13 protein-coding genes are annotated in these 15,228 nt (G+C 70.3%); 5 read left to right on the forward strand and 8 right to left on the reverse strand.

Annotation, left to right across the window (positions count from 1 at the left end):
• The first annotated feature begins 64 nt into the window (after positions 1-64).
• Positions 65-1,693, forward strand: a complete 1,629-nt coding sequence (pgm, locus tag VD659_RS06255) for a phosphoglucomutase (alpha-D-glucose-1,6-bisphosphate-dependent) (protein ID WP_423260270.1) — start codon at positions 65-67, stop codon at positions 1,691-1,693.
• 89 nt (positions 1,694-1,782) lie between these two features.
• Here pgm and VD659_RS06260 read toward each other — a convergent pair whose 3' ends face one another.
• From VD659_RS06260 to VD659_RS06290, 7 genes are all read right to left on the reverse strand, one after another.
• Positions 1,783-2,385 (reverse strand): TetR/AcrR family transcriptional regulator, encoded by a 603-nt coding sequence (locus VD659_RS06260; protein WP_423260271.1) that lies wholly within the window; start codon positions 2,383-2,385, stop codon positions 1,783-1,785.
• 62 nt (positions 2,386-2,447) lie between these two features.
• Positions 2,448-3,365 carry an amidase domain-containing protein gene (locus tag VD659_RS06265; RefSeq protein ID WP_423260272.1) on the reverse strand — a complete coding sequence of 306 codons (918 nt, stop codon included), beginning with the start codon at positions 3,363-3,365 and terminating at the stop codon, positions 2,448-2,450.
• A 56-nt stretch (positions 3,366-3,421) separates the two neighbouring features.
• Positions 3,422-4,051, reverse strand: a complete 630-nt coding sequence (locus tag VD659_RS06270; RefSeq protein WP_423260273.1) for a YitT family protein — start codon at positions 4,049-4,051, stop codon at positions 3,422-3,424.
• Positions 4,052-4,130: 79 nt separating this feature from the next.
• Entirely contained in the window at positions 4,131-6,401 is a 2,271-nt protein-coding gene (locus VD659_RS06275; protein ID WP_423260689.1) for a glycoside hydrolase family 3 N-terminal domain-containing protein, read from the reverse strand.
• Positions 6,402-6,479: 78 nt separating this feature from the next.
• Positions 6,480-7,349: a carbohydrate ABC transporter permease gene (locus VD659_RS06280; RefSeq protein WP_137836537.1), complete on the reverse strand. Its 870-nt coding sequence runs from the start codon at positions 7,347-7,349 to the stop codon at positions 6,480-6,482.
• A complete protein-coding gene (locus VD659_RS06285; protein WP_423260274.1) occupies positions 7,349-8,380 on the reverse strand; it encodes a carbohydrate ABC transporter permease in 1,032 nt (343 codons plus the stop codon). Before VD659_RS06285 ends, VD659_RS06280 begins: the two co-directional genes overlap by 1 nt.
• Before the next feature lie 9 nt (positions 8,381-8,389).
• Entirely contained in the window at positions 8,390-9,676 is a 1,287-nt protein-coding gene (locus VD659_RS06290; RefSeq protein WP_423260275.1) for an extracellular solute-binding protein, read from the reverse strand.
• Between the two features lie 210 nt (positions 9,677-9,886).
• On the opposite strand from VD659_RS06290, the gene VD659_RS06295 reads away from it, so the two are divergent.
• From VD659_RS06295 to VD659_RS06310, 4 genes are read left to right on the forward strand one after another with little or no spacing between them, the layout of a single operon-like run.
• Positions 9,887-10,897, forward strand: coding sequence for a LacI family DNA-binding transcriptional regulator (locus VD659_RS06295; protein ID WP_423260276.1), 1,011 nt, complete (start codon positions 9,887-9,889; stop codon positions 10,895-10,897).
• Between the two features lie 32 nt (positions 10,898-10,929).
• Positions 10,930-12,570 carry a family 43 glycosylhydrolase gene (locus tag VD659_RS06300; protein ID WP_423260277.1) on the forward strand — a complete coding sequence of 547 codons (1,641 nt, stop codon included), beginning with the start codon at positions 10,930-10,932 and terminating at the stop codon, positions 12,568-12,570.
• A 47-nt stretch (positions 12,571-12,617) separates the two neighbouring features.
• Positions 12,618-13,499: a hypothetical protein gene (locus VD659_RS06305; RefSeq protein ID WP_423260278.1), complete on the forward strand. Its 882-nt coding sequence runs from the start codon at positions 12,618-12,620 to the stop codon at positions 13,497-13,499.
• 30 nt (positions 13,500-13,529) lie between these two features.
• Positions 13,530-14,138 (forward strand): RES family NAD+ phosphorylase, encoded by a 609-nt coding sequence (locus VD659_RS06310; protein WP_423260279.1) that lies wholly within the window; start codon positions 13,530-13,532, stop codon positions 14,136-14,138.
• Between the two features lie 49 nt (positions 14,139-14,187).
• On the opposite strand, the gene VD659_RS06315 is transcribed toward VD659_RS06310, so the two are convergent.
• Positions 14,188-15,114, reverse strand: coding sequence for a M15 family metallopeptidase (locus tag VD659_RS06315; protein WP_423260280.1), 927 nt, complete (start codon positions 15,112-15,114; stop codon positions 14,188-14,190).
• Between the last annotated feature and the right edge of the window lie 114 nt (positions 15,115-15,228).

Genomic DNA, 15,228 nt, shown 5'->3' on the forward strand with positions numbered 1-15,228 from the left:
GAGCCTATCCGCCCCTCCCGCGGAGACTTGTGCGCGGGCCCGCGCGGGGTGCCAGACTTGGGGCATGCATGAGCGCGCCGGCACAGTGGCCCTTCCCGAAGACCTGATCGACGTCGAGGCCCTGGTGGCCGCGTACTACGAGCTGCACCCCGACGTGGAAGACCCCGAGCAGAAGGTGATCTTCGGCACGAGCGGTCACCGCGGCTCGAGCTTCAACACGGCCTTCAACGAAGACCACATCGCCGCCATCACGCAGGCGATCGTGGAGTACCGCGCCGCCCAGGGCATCACCGGCCCGCTGTTCATGGGGCGCGACACCCACGGGCTCTCCAAGCCCGCCGAGGACACCGCCCTCGAGGTGCTGAACGCCAACGGCGTGACAGTGTGGACCGACTCGCGCGGAAGCTGGACGCCCACGCCCGCCGTCTCGCACGCCATCCTCGCCTACAACAAGGCCGGCCACGACGACCAGGCCGACGGCATCGTCGTGACGCCGAGCCACAACCCGCCCGGCGACGGCGGCTTCAAGTACAACCCGCCGCACGGCGGGCCGGCCGACTCGGATGCGACGGGCTGGATCGCGAACCGCGCCAACGAGCTCATCGCGGCCGGCCTGGTCGAGGTCGCGCGCGTCGAGCGCGGGGCCGGAACGCCGAACGGCACCTACGACTTCCGCGAGCACTACGTGGCCGACCTGGTGAACGTCATCGACCTCGACGCCATCGCCAAGTCGGGCATCCACATCGGCGCCGACCCGCTGGGCGGCGCGAGCGTGGAGTACTGGGAGCTCATCCGCGACCGCTACGGACTCAACATGGAGGTCGTGAACGAGACGGTCGACCCGCAGTGGGCGTTCATGACGCTCGACTGGGACGGCAAGATCCGCATGGACTGCTCGAGCCCCTACGCCATGGCCTCGCTCGTGTCCCGGCGCGACCACTACGACATCGCCACGGGCAACGACGCCGACGCCGACCGGCACGGCGTGGTGACTCCGGATGCGGGCATCATGAACCCGAACCACTACCTGGCCGTCGCCATCCAGTACCTCTACTCGCGCCGCGAGGGCTGGCAGCCGGATGCGGCCATCGGCAAGACGCTCGTCTCGAGCTCGATGATCGATCGCGTGGCCTCTTCACTCGGCCGCACCCTCTGGGAGGTGCCGGTGGGCTTCAAGTGGTTCGTGCCCGGGCTCATCGACGGCTCCGTGGGCTTCGGCGGCGAGGAGTCGGCCGGCGCCTCCTTCCTCCGCTTCGACGGCTCGGTCTGGACCACCGACAAGGACGGCATCCTGCTCGCGCTGCTGGCCTCCGAGATCCTCGCCGTGACCGGCAAGACGCCGTCGCAGCTCTACGCCGAGCTCACCGCGGAGTTCGGCTCGCCCGTCTACGAGCGGGTGGATGCGCCGGCCTCGAAGGCGCAGAAGGCCGTGCTCGCGAAGCTCGACGGCGACGCCATCACCGCCACCGAGCTCGCGGGCGACCCCATCATCGCGAAGCTCTCGCACGCGCCGGGCAACGGTGCGGCCGTGGGCGGCGTGAAGGTCGTCACCGACCGCGCCTGGTTCGCCGCGCGCCCCTCGGGCACCGAGGACGTGTACAAGATCTACGCCGAGAGCTTCGTGGGCCCCGAGCACCTCGCGGCCGTGCAGGCGGAGGCCAAGCTCATCGTCGACGCCGCGCTGAACGCCTAGTCCTCCGGGCCTGGTCCTCCTCGCGAGTCGCCAAAAAACGCCCTACCCGACTGGCTATAGGGCCGTTTTTGGCGACTCGCGAAGAGGGTTCAGGGGCGGAGGAGGGGGTCGAGCAGCTCGAGCAAGGCCCGCTCGGTCTCGGCGGGGGTGAGACCGCCGTCGTGGCGGAGGATGCGCCAGGTCGTGGCGTCGCAGACCGCCACCACCTGGGCGAGCCGTCGCGCCCGGACGTCGTCGTCGGTGGCAACGATGTGCCCGGAGAACGCGCGCCGGCACCACTCCACGTGGTCGGCGCGCCCCTGGGCCGCGAGCTCGGCGAGGCCGTCGACGAGCGCCGCCTCCGAGAGGGTCTTCAGGATGAGGTCGCCGTAGCGCTCGTAGTGCCCCACCAGGGCGGCGACGGTGTCGGCGGGCGTCACCGCGATCACCTGCTCCCGCGCGAGGGCGACCCGGCCGAGCTCCCGCTCGACCACCGTGATCATCAGCCCGCCCTTGCCGCCGAAGCGCCGGATGACGGTCTGCACGGCGACTCCCGCGTCGGCCGCCACGTCGTCGAGCCGGATGCGCTCGTAGGGCGTCGTGGCGAAACGCTCGAGCATCGCGTCGACGATGCGCTCGCGCGTGTGCTCGGCGGAGTCGGCCCGCGCCGACATGCGGTAGCCGCGGGGTTCCCGCACCCCTGGTTCTTTCATGTCACCCAGGGTACCACCAAATGCGAGCCGGCCGGCGCCGCGGAGGCCTGCGGCATCCGGTTCTAGGCGATGCTCCAGAAGTGCGCGGTGCCGCCCGGGTTCTCGACGGTGATGGCGGTGTCGAGGTCGCGGTACTGGGCGTCGACCGTGTGGCCGACCAGGCCGATCGAGATCGTGCCGTCGGCGTTCTTCGTGACCTTCGACACGATCATCGTGTGGTCGACGCCGTTCTCGTTCGCGGGATCCCAGTCGAACATCACGACGTCGCCGATCTTCACCTGGTCGCGCTGCTCGAGCGTGAGGCGCGTGGTGTCGGGGCGCGAGGCGTAGTAGTCGTCCATCTCGTTGCCGCGGATCCAGCTGAGGCTGTAGTCGCCGGTCGTGGCGTAGTCGCTGTACCAGTCGGCGCTCTGCTCCCAGCCGCGCGCGACCATCGCCTGGTTCACGAAGTTGCCGCAGTCGTTGTCGCTGAACACGCTCCAGGCGTCGAGGTTGTAGTCCTTCCAATAGGTGAAGGCGTAGCTCATCTCGCTGTCGACGGGCGTGACGATCTCGTAGGCGTACTGCGCCGAGGCCGGCGAGGTGACCTGCGAGCCATCGGCCAGGGTGACGGTGACGGGCACCGAGCCCACCGCGAAGTCGAGGGCGGCCGGCGTCACGGCGCTGAGCATGCCGTCGTCGACCACGGCGAAGGATGCCGCGGGCTCGGTCCCGAACGAGACGGAGACGACCGCCGACCCCGCCGTGTAGCCGTGCCCGGCGACGGTGACCGTGGTGCCTCCACTGAGCGACCCCGAGGCCGGCGAGAGCGAGGCGACCGCCACGATGTCACCCGCCGCGGCCGCGTCCTCCCCGGAGCCCGCCGCCGCGGCGACGGGGGCGTCCGACGAGGCGCCCGCCGCGCATCCGGTCAGGGCCAGAGCCGTCACCGCGGCCATCCCGGCGAGCAGCAGCAGAGGATTCTTGGCGCGTAGGGGCATGTGCTCCACGACACCACAGCAACATTTGTGCCCCCTATGAGGGGCACATGAGCAGGTCAAGCGCGGTATCGGCCCGGCCGATGATTGAGCGCCAGCACGAGGTTCAGCACCACCGCTCCGGCCGCCGACAGCAGAACCACGAGCGGGGGCACCACCGCGAAGGAGGCGAGCACCACCGCCACGTCGAGTGCCATCTGCACGTAGCCGGCGCGCCAGCCCAGTCGTTCCTGCAGGATCAGAGCCAGGATGTTGAACCCGCCGAGACTGGATCCGTGGCGGAACAGGATGAGCATCCCCACCCCGGCGAGAAGGTTCCCGACGAGGGCCCCGTACACGGGGTCGAGGTGTTCGAGACCGATGACCGTCGGCATGAGGGCCGAGAACACCGAGATCATGGTGACCGCGACGACGGTGCGCAGCGTGAACGCGATTCCCTTCTTCCACAGCGCGAGCGCGAAGAACGGGAGGTTCACCGCGAAGAAGAGCAGCCCGAACGGCACCCCGGTCGCGTAGCCGACGAGCAACGACAAGCCGGCCGTGCCTCCCGTCACGGCGCCTGCGGTCTTCAGCAGGAAGAGCCCGAGCGAGGTCGTGACGGTTCCGGCGAGCACGGCCAGCACGTCTTCGGGAATCGTGTGGCGGGGCGCGAGGCGGTCGGCGATGCCGGTCTTCGCGATGTCGCTCACCCGGCGATACTGAGTCATTCGGCGGGAATGCGCAAGAGATGCCCCGGGAAGAGCGCGGGAGTGCGTGCGCACCGGTGTGTCAGTCGGGTGAGCCCCCCGTGCGGCGCACGATCGCCGCGCGCGTGACCGCGGGGGCTTCCCCGCCGACCGGATGCACCGGCCCCACGAACTCGAACGACCCCGTCGTCTCCTCGTGCTCGCACGATCCGCCCACCCACAGCTCGATGCGGCCGGGTTCCACCACGCGCTCGAACCGGCGGTCGGTGAAGGCCAGGCGGGCCGCCGGGGCCTCGAAGCGCACGAGCGCCTCCTCGCCGGGCTGCAGCTCCACCCGGCAGTAGCCGAGAAGCTGCGCGACCGGACGGGTCACGCTGGCGACGACATCCCGCGCATAGAGCTGCACGAGGTCGGCGCCTGCGCGCGATCCCGCGTTGCGCACGCGCACGGTCACCTCGATGGTGCCGTCCGTCGGCACGATCGGGTCGACGCGCAGCCCGCTCCGCACGAACTCGGTGTAGCTCAGCCCGTGCCCGAAGGGTCGCACCGGCGTGCTGTCGGCGCTCGTGACCTCGTTGGGGCCGCCGAGGATCGGATGCCGATAGCTGTACGGCTGGGCCCCGGCCGAGCGCGGAAGCGACACCGGCAGGTGCCCGGAGGGGTCGCGGTCTCCGGCGAGGATCGCCGCGAGCGCGTTCGCCCCCTCCTCTCCCGGGAAGAACGACTGCACCACGGCAGCGGGCACTGCGCCCGGCTCGCCGTCGAGGGCCCAGCCGATGGCGTACGGACGACCGGAGAGCACGATCATCACGACGGGGGTGCCGGTGGCGACGACCGCTTCCACGAGCTCGCGCTGCACGCCCGGGAGCTCGAGCGACTCGACGTCGTTCCCTTCGCCGACGGTGCCGCGGCCGAAGAGCCCGGCTCGGTCGCCCACCACGACGAGGGCGACGTCCGCCTCGCGTGCGGCCTCGACGGCGGCCGGGATGCCCGCCCGGTCGGTGCCGTCGACCGCGCAGCCTTGCACGCCGGCGATGGCGGCATCCGGATACCGCGCCGCGATCGCTTCGCGCACGGTGGGGATGGCGAAACCGATCGGCAGTCCGGGGTGGTGCGCGAGCACGTGGTTGGCGAAGGAGTAGCAGCCCATCAGCGCCTCGGCACTGTCGGCGTTGGGGCCGATGAGCGCGATACGCGCGGGGGCGGAACCCCGACCGTCGCCGCCGAGCGGCAGCGTGCCGTCGTTCGAGACGAGCACGATGGACCGTTCGGCGAGCTCGCGGGCGATCGCGCGATGGGCGGCGTCGTCGAGATCGACGGCCTCCGGCGCCTCGTCGAAGCGGGCGTCGAGCAGCCCGAGATCCTCCTTCTGGGTCAGCACGCGCAGCACCGCGCGGTCGACCAGCGACTCCGGCGTGCGCCCGTCGCGCACGCGCTCCGCGAGGGGCTCGAGGTACGCGTCGCCGCTCGGGAGCTCCACGTCGATGCCGGCCTCGAGCGCGAGCTGCGCCGCCTCACCGCGGTCGCGCGCGATGGCGTGCATGGTCTGCAGGAAGGCCACCGAGAAGTAGTCCGACACCACGACGCCGTCGAAACCCCAGCGGTCGCGGAGGATGCCGGTGAGGTACTCCGTCGACGCGGCGACGGGCACGCCGTCGACCTCGGTGTAGGAGTTCATCACCGACCGCACCGCCCCGGAGCGCACCGCCATCTCGAACGGCGGCAGGAACTCGTCTTCGAGCTCGCGCCGCCCGAGGCTCACCGGCGCATGGTTGCGCCCGGCCTGCGAGGCGGAGTACCCCACGAAGTGCTTGAGGGTGGCGTGCACGCCTTCGCCCTGCAGCCCCCGCACGTAGGCGGTGCCGATGGTGCCGACCACATAGGGGTCTTCGGAGATGCACTCGTCCACGCGGCCCCACCGGGGGTCGCGGATCACGTCGAGCACGGGCGCGAGGCCCTGGTGGATGCCGAGCTCGCGCATCGACCGGCCGATCGCCCGGCCCAGCCGTTCGACGAGCTCCGGGTCGAAGGCCGCCCCCCAGGCGAGCGGGGTCGGGAACGTCGCCGCCTTCCACGCCGCGAGCCCCGTGAGGCACTCCTCGTGCACGAGGGCGGGGATGCCCAGCCGGGTCTGCGACTGCAACCGCCTCTGCTCCGCCCAGAGCCAGCGTGCGCGCTCGAGCGGCTCGACGGGTCGCGTTCCGTACACCCGTGTGAGGTGCCCGATGCCGTGCGCGGTCGCATCCTCGTAGCGCGTGGAGGTGGCCATCTCGCCCGCCATGGGCGCCACCACCTCGTCGCCCTGGTCGACCCAGAAGCCCACGAGCTGCGCGAGCTTCTCCTCGAGGGTCATCTCGGCGAGGATGCCGGCGACCCGTGTGGATACGGGGGTGAGAGCCGGCTCGGCCGGTGTCTGATCGATCGTCACGCGTTATCCCTTGACGGCGCCGGTCAGGCCGCCGACGATGCGGCGCTCGAACAGGCTGAAGAAGATGAGGGCCGGAATCATGGAGAGCGAGGTGAACGCCAGCACCTTGGCCGTGTCGACGGCGTACTGCGAGGCGAAGGCCTGCGTGCCGAGCGGCAAGGTGTAGGCGGCCTCGTTGTTCAGGATGAACAGCGGCAGCATGTAGGAGTTCCAGCTGCCGATGAAGGCCAGGATGCTCACCGTGATCACCCCGGGGACCGAGAGGCGCAGCACCATCCGCCAGAAGAACCCGAGGCGGCTGCACCCGTCGATGGCCGCGGCCTCCTGGATCTCCTGCGGGATGGCCGACAGGAAGGGCACCAGGATGATGATGGTCATCGGCAGCGCGAACGCGATCTGCGGCACGATCACGCCGGCGAGCGAGTTCATCAGGCCGAGGTTGCGCACGAGGATGTAGAGCGGCGTGATGGCCACCGTCATCGGGAACATGAGGCCGGCCGTGAAGAGGGCGTAGACGGCGCCCCGGCCCCGGAAGGTGTAGCGGGACAGGGCGAACGCGGCCATCAGGCCGAGACCGACGACGAGCACGGTGGTGGTGACGGCGGCGATGGCCGAGTTGCCCACCTGCCCCCAGAACACCCCGCTCGTGAGCACGTCGGTGTAGTTCGACCACTGCCAGGTGACGGGCAGGCCCGCGGGGTCGACGGTGATCTCCGAGTTCGAGCGGAACCCGCCGAGGATGATGTACGCGACCGGCGCGAGCATCAGGCCCACGAGCACGAGGGCGACGAAGTAGATCGCGAACGTCGTCCTCTTCCGCGGTGCGAGCGCGGTCGAGCGGCGCGGCGCCGGCGCGAGGGTGGCTACGGCCATCAGTTCTTACCTCCGGTGAGGGCGCCGGCGGTGTCCCGGCGCAGCACGAAGCGCTGGTAGAGCAGCGCGACCGTGAGAGAGATGAGGAAGATCACGAGCGCGACGGCACTGCCGTAGCCGTAGCTGCCGGCGTTGCGCCCGTTGGCCACCATGTACGTGGCCATGGTCGAGGTCCCGGCCGTCGAGGCCACGTACTGGCCCCAGATGATCCAGACCAGGTCGAAGAGCTGGAGCGAGCCGATGATCGAGAGGAAGGCCCAGATGCGCAGCGTCGGCCCCATCAGCGGCAGCACGATGTGCCGCTGGATCTGCCAGTAGCTCGCCCCGTCGATCGCCGCCGCCTCGGAGAGCTCTTCGGGAATCCCCTGCAGGCCGGCCAGGAACAGGATGACGGCGAAGCCGACGTACTTCCAGGTGATGATCACCAGGAGCGTCCAGATGGCGATGCCCGGGTCGGAGAGCCAGTCGGTGGAGAGCCCGCCCAGCCCGATCTTCTCGAGCAGGCCGTTGAGCGCGCCGTCGGACTGCAGCATCAGGCTCCAGCCGAGCCCGACCACGACCTCGGAGATGACGTAGGGCACGAAGATCAGCACCCGGATGAGGGACTGGAACCGCAGCTTGCGGTTGAGCAGGAGCGCGAGGCCCAGAGCGAGCGGCCCCTGCAGCACGAGCGACATCACGACGATGAACGCGTTGTGCCCGAGCGCCTCGTGGAAGGCCGGGTCGGTGAGGATGGTGATGTAGTTGCGGAAGCCGACGAAGTCGGTCGCGGGGCCGTAGCCCGACCAGCTGAAGAAGCCGTAGTAGGCCGCCATCGCCACCGGGAAGATCACGAAGGCGACGAACACGATGAGCGCCGGCCCGATCAGCAGCGACAGCTCCCCGCGCTTCACCCAGCGGGCGCGGCGACCGCCGGCGCCGGGCCGGGCGGACACCCCCGCAGGGGGAAGCGCCGAAGCGCTCCCCCCTGCGGGCACGGTGTGGCGAGAGGCGGTCGCGGTGACCCGCTTCTCCTCGTGGAGCGAGACCATCGTCGTCTCCTAGGACTTCGCCGCCGCCGCGTTGACCGCGTCGACGATCCCCTGCGCGTCACCCTTGCCGGCGAACATGTCGACCACCGCCACGTTCAGCGCGTTGCCCACGTTCTGGCCGTAGAGCGTGTCGAGCCAGACCACGACGTACGGGGCCTTGTTGTAGGCGGCCAGCACGTCCTTCAACGCCGGGTCGGTGACCACACTCTGGGCCTCCTGCGAGGCCGGCAGCGTCTGGAATGCCGTGGCGTAGGCCTCCTGGTTGCTCTTCTCGACCATGAAGTTGAGGAAGTCCACGCACTCCTTCGGGGCGTTGACCCAGCAGCTGAAGCCGTCGACCCCGCCCATCATCGCGCCGGCATCGCCCTGGCCGCCCGAGACGGCGGGGAACGGGAACCACTTGAGGTCGGCGAGGGCCTTCGTGTCGGGGGTGAGCGAGGCGATCACACCCGGGTCCCACGCTCCCATGAGCTCCATGCCGGCCTGGTGGTTCGCCAGCAGACCGGCCGACGATCCGGCCCCCTGCTGCGCGGCCGTGGTGAGGAAGCCGTTGTTGAAGGGCTGCGTGTTGATGAAGTCCTGCAGGTTCTTGCCGGCCTCGAGCCAGCACGGGTCGTCGAAGCTGCGGCTCGACGCCGCGGCGTCGAGCACGTCTTTCGAGCAGGCGCGCAGGGCGAAGTTGTAGTACCAGTGCGCGGCGGGCCAGGCATCCTTCGCGCCCACCGCGATGGGGTCGATGCCGGCGCTGCGGAGCTTCTGGTCGGCGCTCTCGAGCTCGGCGATCGTGCTGGGCGGCGTGGTGACGCCGGCCTTCGCGAAGAGGTCGGAGGAGTAGAAGATGCCCGAGGGCAGCACGGCGACCGGAACGCCGTAGTTCTTGCCGTCGACCTCGAACGCCGACAGCGAGCTGCCGACCGCGGTCTTCGAGGCGTCGGTGAGGCCCGAGGTGAGGTCCATGGCCTGGCCGGCCTTCACGACGTCGGCGAGCTTTCCTCCGCCGCGGGCCATGAAGATGTCGGGGGCGTCGCCGGAGTTCAGCGCGGTCTGGAGCTTGCCGTCCATCTCCTCGTTCTGCACGGACTGGATCTCGATCTTCACGTTCGGGTGCTGGGCCTCGAACGCCGCGGCGGTGTCGACCCAGTACTGCTTGCCAGGGCCGGTGGTGGAGTTGTGCCAGAACGTCAGGGTGACCGTGTCTCCCGTCGAACTGCTGCTGCCGCCGGCGGCACAGCCGCTGAGGGCGAGGGCGCTGAGGAGGATCGCGGTCGATCCCGCCAGTATCTTGGTGCGTCGCATGTGAGGTGAACCTGCTCTCTTCATTGAGGCGCATCCGTCGTTCCGCGGATGCGGTGCTGGTGCATGGTGAAGGGTTGTTGCGCCCGGAGCGGCTCCAGAGGAATGCCGTCTCCGGTCTTTCCCGCCGCTCAGGCGTCATCAGTGTCGCAATCGGCCGGAGGCTCGTCAAACGTTTTCGAAATCATTTTCCAAGGGCATAGAATTCGGCGCATGATGGCGCGGGCGACGATCCACGACGTCGCCTCGGCGGCGGGCGTCTCCGTGGCGACGGTGTCGAAGGCGGTCAACGGCCGCTACGGCGTGGCGCCCGACACCGCCGTGCGGGTGCTCGAGGTGGTGGCGGAACTCGGCTACGAGTCCAGCCTCGTGGCGAGCAGCATGCGATCGCGTCGCACGAGCGTGATCGGGGTGCTGGTGGCCGACTTCGAGCCCTTCAGCGCCGAGATCCTCAAGGGTGTGAGCACCGGCCTCCGCGACTCCCGCTACGACCTCCTCGCCTACAGCGGCTCCCGTCAGGGCGACGGCGAGGGCTGGGAGCGGCGCTCACTCAGCAGACTGAGCGGAACCCTCATCGACGGCGCCATCATCGTGACCCCGACCGTCGTCAACGTGGCCGCAGACGTTCCGATCGTGGCCGTCGACCCCCACACCGGCCGCGCCGACCTGCCCACCGTCGAATCGGACAGCCGGGGTGGCGCCCGTGAGGCCACCGACTACCTGATCGGGCTCGGGCACCGCCGCATCGCGTTCGTGGCGGGCCGGCCCGACCTGAAGTCGTCGCGGCTCCGCGATGCGGGCTACCGTGACGCCCTCTCGGCCGCGGGCATCGCCTTCGACCCGGGCCTCGTGCGGGTGGGCTTCTACGACGCCGACACCGCCCGCGCCGCCGCGCAGAGCCTCCTCACCCAGCAGGACCGGCCCACCGCGGTGTTCGCCGCCAACGACCTCTCCGCCATCGCCATCATCGACGTCGCCCGCGGCCTCGAACTGGAGGTGCCGGGCGACCTCTCGGTGGTGGGCTTCGACGACGTGCCCGAGGCATCCCGCCTCACCCTCCCGCTCACCACCGTGCGCCAGCCGATGCAGAGCATCGGGCAGACCGCCGCGAAGATGCTCACCGCACTGATCGCCGGAGAAGAGCTGCCCACCACCCACGTGCTCATGCCCACCCGGCTCGTCACCCGAGCCACGACCTCGCCGCCGAGGAACCCGCCGCGCTGAGCGGCGCGCCGCACCACTAGAAGGGAGCCCTCGTGGGCCGTTACCTCAACCCGATCCTGCCCGGCTGCCACCCCGACCCGAGCGTGTGCCGCGTGGGCGACGAGTTCTACCTCGTGACCTCCACCTTCGAGTACCTGCCGGGCCTGCCGGTGCACATCTCGCGCAACCTCGTCGACTGGACTCCCGCCGGCCACGCCATCCACCGGCCCGGTCAGCTCGAGCTCGCGGGCATCCCCTCGTCCTCGGGGCTCTTCGCCCCGACCATCCGGCATCACGACGGGCGGTTCTTCGTGGTGTGCACCGTCGTGGGTCCCGACGACGGCAGCTGGGCCGGGCGCACCGGCCACTTCGTGGTGACGGCGACGGATGCGGCGGGTCCGTGGTCCGACCCGGTCTGGATCGACGGCGTCGGCGGCATCGACCCCTCACTCACCTTCGACGGCGACCGCGTCTGGCTCACCGGAACGAGGCTCACCGCCCGGCCGGAGTGGCCGGGACAGACGGAGGTCTGGCTGGCCGGCCTCGACGCAGCGAGCCTCCAGCCGATCACCCCTCCGGTGGCGATCTGGAGCGGGGCGCTGCACGGGGCCGTCTGGGCCGAGGGCCCTCACCTCTTCCCCCGGCCGGGCGGCGGCTGGATGCTCGTGGCCGCCGAGGGGGGAACCTCCCTCGAGCACGCGGTGTGCGTCGCCTACGCCGACGAGATCGGCGGACCCTACCGGGGCGACCCCGGCAATCCACGGCTCAGCCATCGCGACCTCGGGCGCAGCGCGCCGATCGCCGCCGTCGGGCACGCCGACCTCGTCGACGACGCCGGCGGCCGCACCTGGGCGACGGTGCTGGCGACCCGGAGCACCGACGGCGTCGACGGACTGCTCGGGCGGCAGACCTGTCTCGTGCCCGTCGGCTGGGAGAACCGGCGCCCCGTGTTCGCGCCGGGCCATGGCCGCGTGCTCGCCGTCGTCGAGGCCGACGGGGTGCCCGACCAGGCTCCGCAGCCCATGCGGTTCCATGACGACTTCGACGGGCCCCGACTCGACCTCGCCTGGAACGGCGTCGGCCGCCAGCCCGCCACCTTCGCCGACCTGACCGCGCGGGCGGGCCACGTGCGGCTGCGCGCGGGCGCCGAGCCGACCACGCAGGGCGCCCAGTCGTTCCTCGGCCGACGACTTCCCGCGGAGCACGCCGACATCAGCGCTGTCGTCGAGCTGAGCGGCGCCGCCACCCCTCTGCGCGGCGGCCTGCTGCTGCGCACGAGCGCGCAGGCGCAGCTCGAACTGAGCATCGGTCACGACGGCACGGCGCGCTGCGTACTGACCGAGGGCGGCCGGAGCAGCACGATCGGCGAGCAGCCCGGGCGCGGGCTTCGCGCCGAGCTCCGGATCGAGCTCCGCGGCCTCGACGCGCGCGCGACCATCGACGGCCTGGAGCTCGCCACCGCCCAACTCGAGAGCCTCGTTCCCGATCCGGCCCACGGCTTCGTCGGTGCCTGGGTGGGGCCTTTCGCCGTCGCGGACGCCGCCGGCGGTGACGGTGGCCATCTCGACGTCGTCGAGGTGACGATCGAGTTTATCGAGCCGGGGCCACGGGAGGAAGGTAAGGATAGTGAATCCAGTGAGATGAGTGAGGTCCATGCTAGTCTCTGGGCACTCACGTCGAGAGGAATTCCTTGAACCGCTTTCACCCCACGCACGGAACAAGCGGGAGCAGTAGATCGCGAGTGACAGCCAAGGGCCGTCGACGGAAGACGATTTCGCTGGTCGGATACCAAACCACAGCACACCCGAACAAGACGGAGGTCGCTCGAGCTGTTGCGCGCGTGTTCGACGGTGGGCCCGTGGACCTTGCTCGCACGATCGCAGCGCCCGTCGAGCGCACGATTCGCAACCTGATCCAGCATCGCGGCGCTGCTCCAGAGGGCGATCTCGCCATGGCGGGAATGCTGGTGGGCGACGTCGAGCTGGCTGCGCGGGTCGTGTCGAGCAAGCTCTGGCGCCAGTCGAATGAGCTCACGCTCCAGAGCCTGAGCCTTCCCTCCGGTTCGCGTCGACTCGTCATCGGAACCCGGAAAGTTCCTGCGCCTCGCGGACGCCCCCGCGCATCCGCTCATCCGGTCGACGGTCACGATGAGGCCCTGTCGACTCCGCAGGGCTATCTCGATGAAGCAACACTGGAGGGCGGGACACGACCGGTTCCGGGCGGCGCGATCCGAGCGCAACTCCAACGGGCCGCACGAGCGCGTCGCGAATTCGCCGAGGAGTTCGGGCTGCTCACGTCACGGGAGGTCGCCGAGTACGCAGGCTCCGAAGCACGCAACCCCTCTTCCACGGCTTCGCGCTGGGTGAGTGGAGGCCGGATCTTCTCGGTGAAGACGGCGCGCGGAGAACTCTATCCAGCGCTCCAGTTCCAGGATGGCGTACCTCGTCCGGTGATCAGCGACGTGCTTCAGGCATTCAGCGGAAAGGCCACCGGGTGGTCTGTCGCGCTCTGGTTCAGCGCGCCCAACAGCTGGCTCGGTGGGGCGCGCCCGGCCGATCTGCTCGAGCAGGAGTCCGACACCATCGTGACCGCAGCCGTGCGCGCTGCCAACGAGATCCTCTGAGTGTCAGCTCCGCCCTCTCGCCCTTTGACTGTGCGCGCCGTCGAACGCGTCTCTGCCGGGGCGGCGTTCTGGCGCGTACACGACGCTCGGAGATCAGCGACGGCGTTCTTCGACGGCATCGGAGCAGGGATCAACCCGACTCGCTTCGCACCGATCGTCAATGACGTCGACTCTCAGGCCGTGCCCGTGCTGTATGCGGGTGGCAATCGGCAGGGTGCCCTGTTTGAAAGCGTCTTCCACGATGCACCCCGTACGACTCCTCGTTACGTGCATGCGGCTCGACTCAAAGGGCGGGTCCTCACGAGGATCACTCTCGCTCGCGACGTGGTTCTTGCCGACCTGACGATGGAGGGGCTGCCCAGCCTCGGCACCGACCGGGTGCGACTGATCGACTCCGAATCGACGGAGTACGACACGACACGCCAGTGGGCCGAGGCGATCCACAATGACAATCCGTCGCTCGACGGCCTGTACTGGATCTCGCGTCAGAACGATCGATGCCCAGCGATTCTCCTCTTCGGCACCCGGGTCGGCACTCGTGATGTCGCGGCCGATCCCGCGTCGCTCGCCCTGGACGCGGGTATGGGCTTCGACCTCGTCGCGAGCTGGGCGGACAAGGCCGACATCACGCTCATCTGACCCATGGCGCGCCCCGGTCTGCGGCTGCGGCGTCGGGCGGCACGGGCTCTCAGCCCGCGTAGCCGGGCGCGGCGGGCAGCCCGAAGAACTCCTCGAGCGTGCTCACCCCGGTGTCGTGCATCTCCGTCGCGAGCGGAACGCCCACCCAGCGGTAGTGCCAGGGCTCGAACTCGTAGCCGGTGACCGGGGTGCCGCCGTCGGGGTAGCGCAGGATCCAGCCGAAGCGGTAGGCGTTGGACGCGAGCCACTCCCCCGCGGCCGTGCCGGCGAAGCAGCGGCCGTCGGTGGAGCATCCGGAGACCGTGTCGAGGATGTCCATGGCCATGCCGGTCTGGTGCTCGCTGTACCCCGGCCGGGCCGAGGTGAGGTCGGCGCCGGCGACGCCGAGGGAGTTCACGTAGTAGTCGTAGGCGCGCACCTGCACGCTGTAGGAGCGGTAGCCGCTCTGCGCGACGAGCTGCACGCCGATCTCGCTGAGCGCCGCGTGGAACATCTCCTCGAGCGAGGCCGCCGCGTCCGCCCGCATCTGGTAGCCGTTGGGGTTCGGCATGTCGGCCGGCAGGTCGACGAGATCCGGCGGGACGTAGTCGGCCCCGTCGGCCAGCGGGCGGAGCTTGTTCACGACCACCCACGGGCTCGTCGGGTCGTCGATCGAGTTCGCCGTCTTGTCGAAGGCAGGCGGGCTCGGGGCCGGGGGCGGCGCCGCGGGCGTCGTGGGCGCTGGGGTGAAGTCGGGGGCGGGGATGCCCGGCACGCTAGCAGATGCGCCCGGGGTGGTGCCGGGCGACGCCGAGGCCGAGGTGGCGGTGGTGGACGGCGCTCCTGCGGGAAGGCTCCACACCCCGGTGGCGAAGAGGGTTCCGGTGGCGACGAGCCCCGCCACCACGAGTGTGGCGACGGCGAGCAGGATGGCCCGCGTGCGCCGGGCCCGCCGGCGCCGGAGCCGCTCATGCGAACGGGCAGGGGTTGTCGACACCGCCTCAGCTTAACCGCGGCTGCCGGGAATGCCCTGCGCGGTCAATGGGGAGTTCTCCCCCAGCTGTGGAATTGGTGCGTGTCGGCAATCGTGCTTGAATTGCCCCCAGTGCGG

It is taken from the genome of Herbiconiux sp. 11R-BC (assembly GCF_049472555.1).
Taxonomy (GTDB): Bacteria; Actinomycetota; Actinomycetes; order Actinomycetales; family Microbacteriaceae; genus Herbiconiux.

Coding starts and splice junctions, on each gene's coding strand:
- pgm (WP_423260270.1), top strand. CDS start 65: ATGCATGAGCGCGCCGGCACAGTGGCCCTTCCCGAAGACCTGATCGAC.
- VD659_RS06260 (WP_423260271.1), bottom strand. CDS start 2,385: ATGAAAGAACCAGGGGTGCGGGAACCCCGCGGCTACCGCATGTCGGCG.
- VD659_RS06265 (WP_423260272.1), bottom strand. CDS start 3,365: ATGCCCCTACGCGCCAAGAATCCTCTGCTGCTGCTCGCCGGGATGGCC.
- VD659_RS06275 (WP_423260689.1), bottom strand. CDS start 6,401: ATGACCCTCGAGGAGAAGCTCGCGCAGCTCGTGGGCTTCTGGGTCGAC.
- VD659_RS06280 (WP_137836537.1), bottom strand. CDS start 7,349: ATGGCCGTAGCCACCCTCGCGCCGGCGCCGCGCCGCTCGACCGCGCTC.
- VD659_RS06285 (WP_423260274.1), bottom strand. CDS start 8,380: ATGGTCTCGCTCCACGAGGAGAAGCGGGTCACCGCGACCGCCTCTCGC.
- VD659_RS06290 (WP_423260275.1), bottom strand. CDS start 9,676: ATGCGACGCACCAAGATACTGGCGGGATCGACCGCGATCCTCCTCAGC.
- VD659_RS06295 (WP_423260276.1), top strand. CDS start 9,887: ATGATGGCGCGGGCGACGATCCACGACGTCGCCTCGGCGGCGGGCGTC.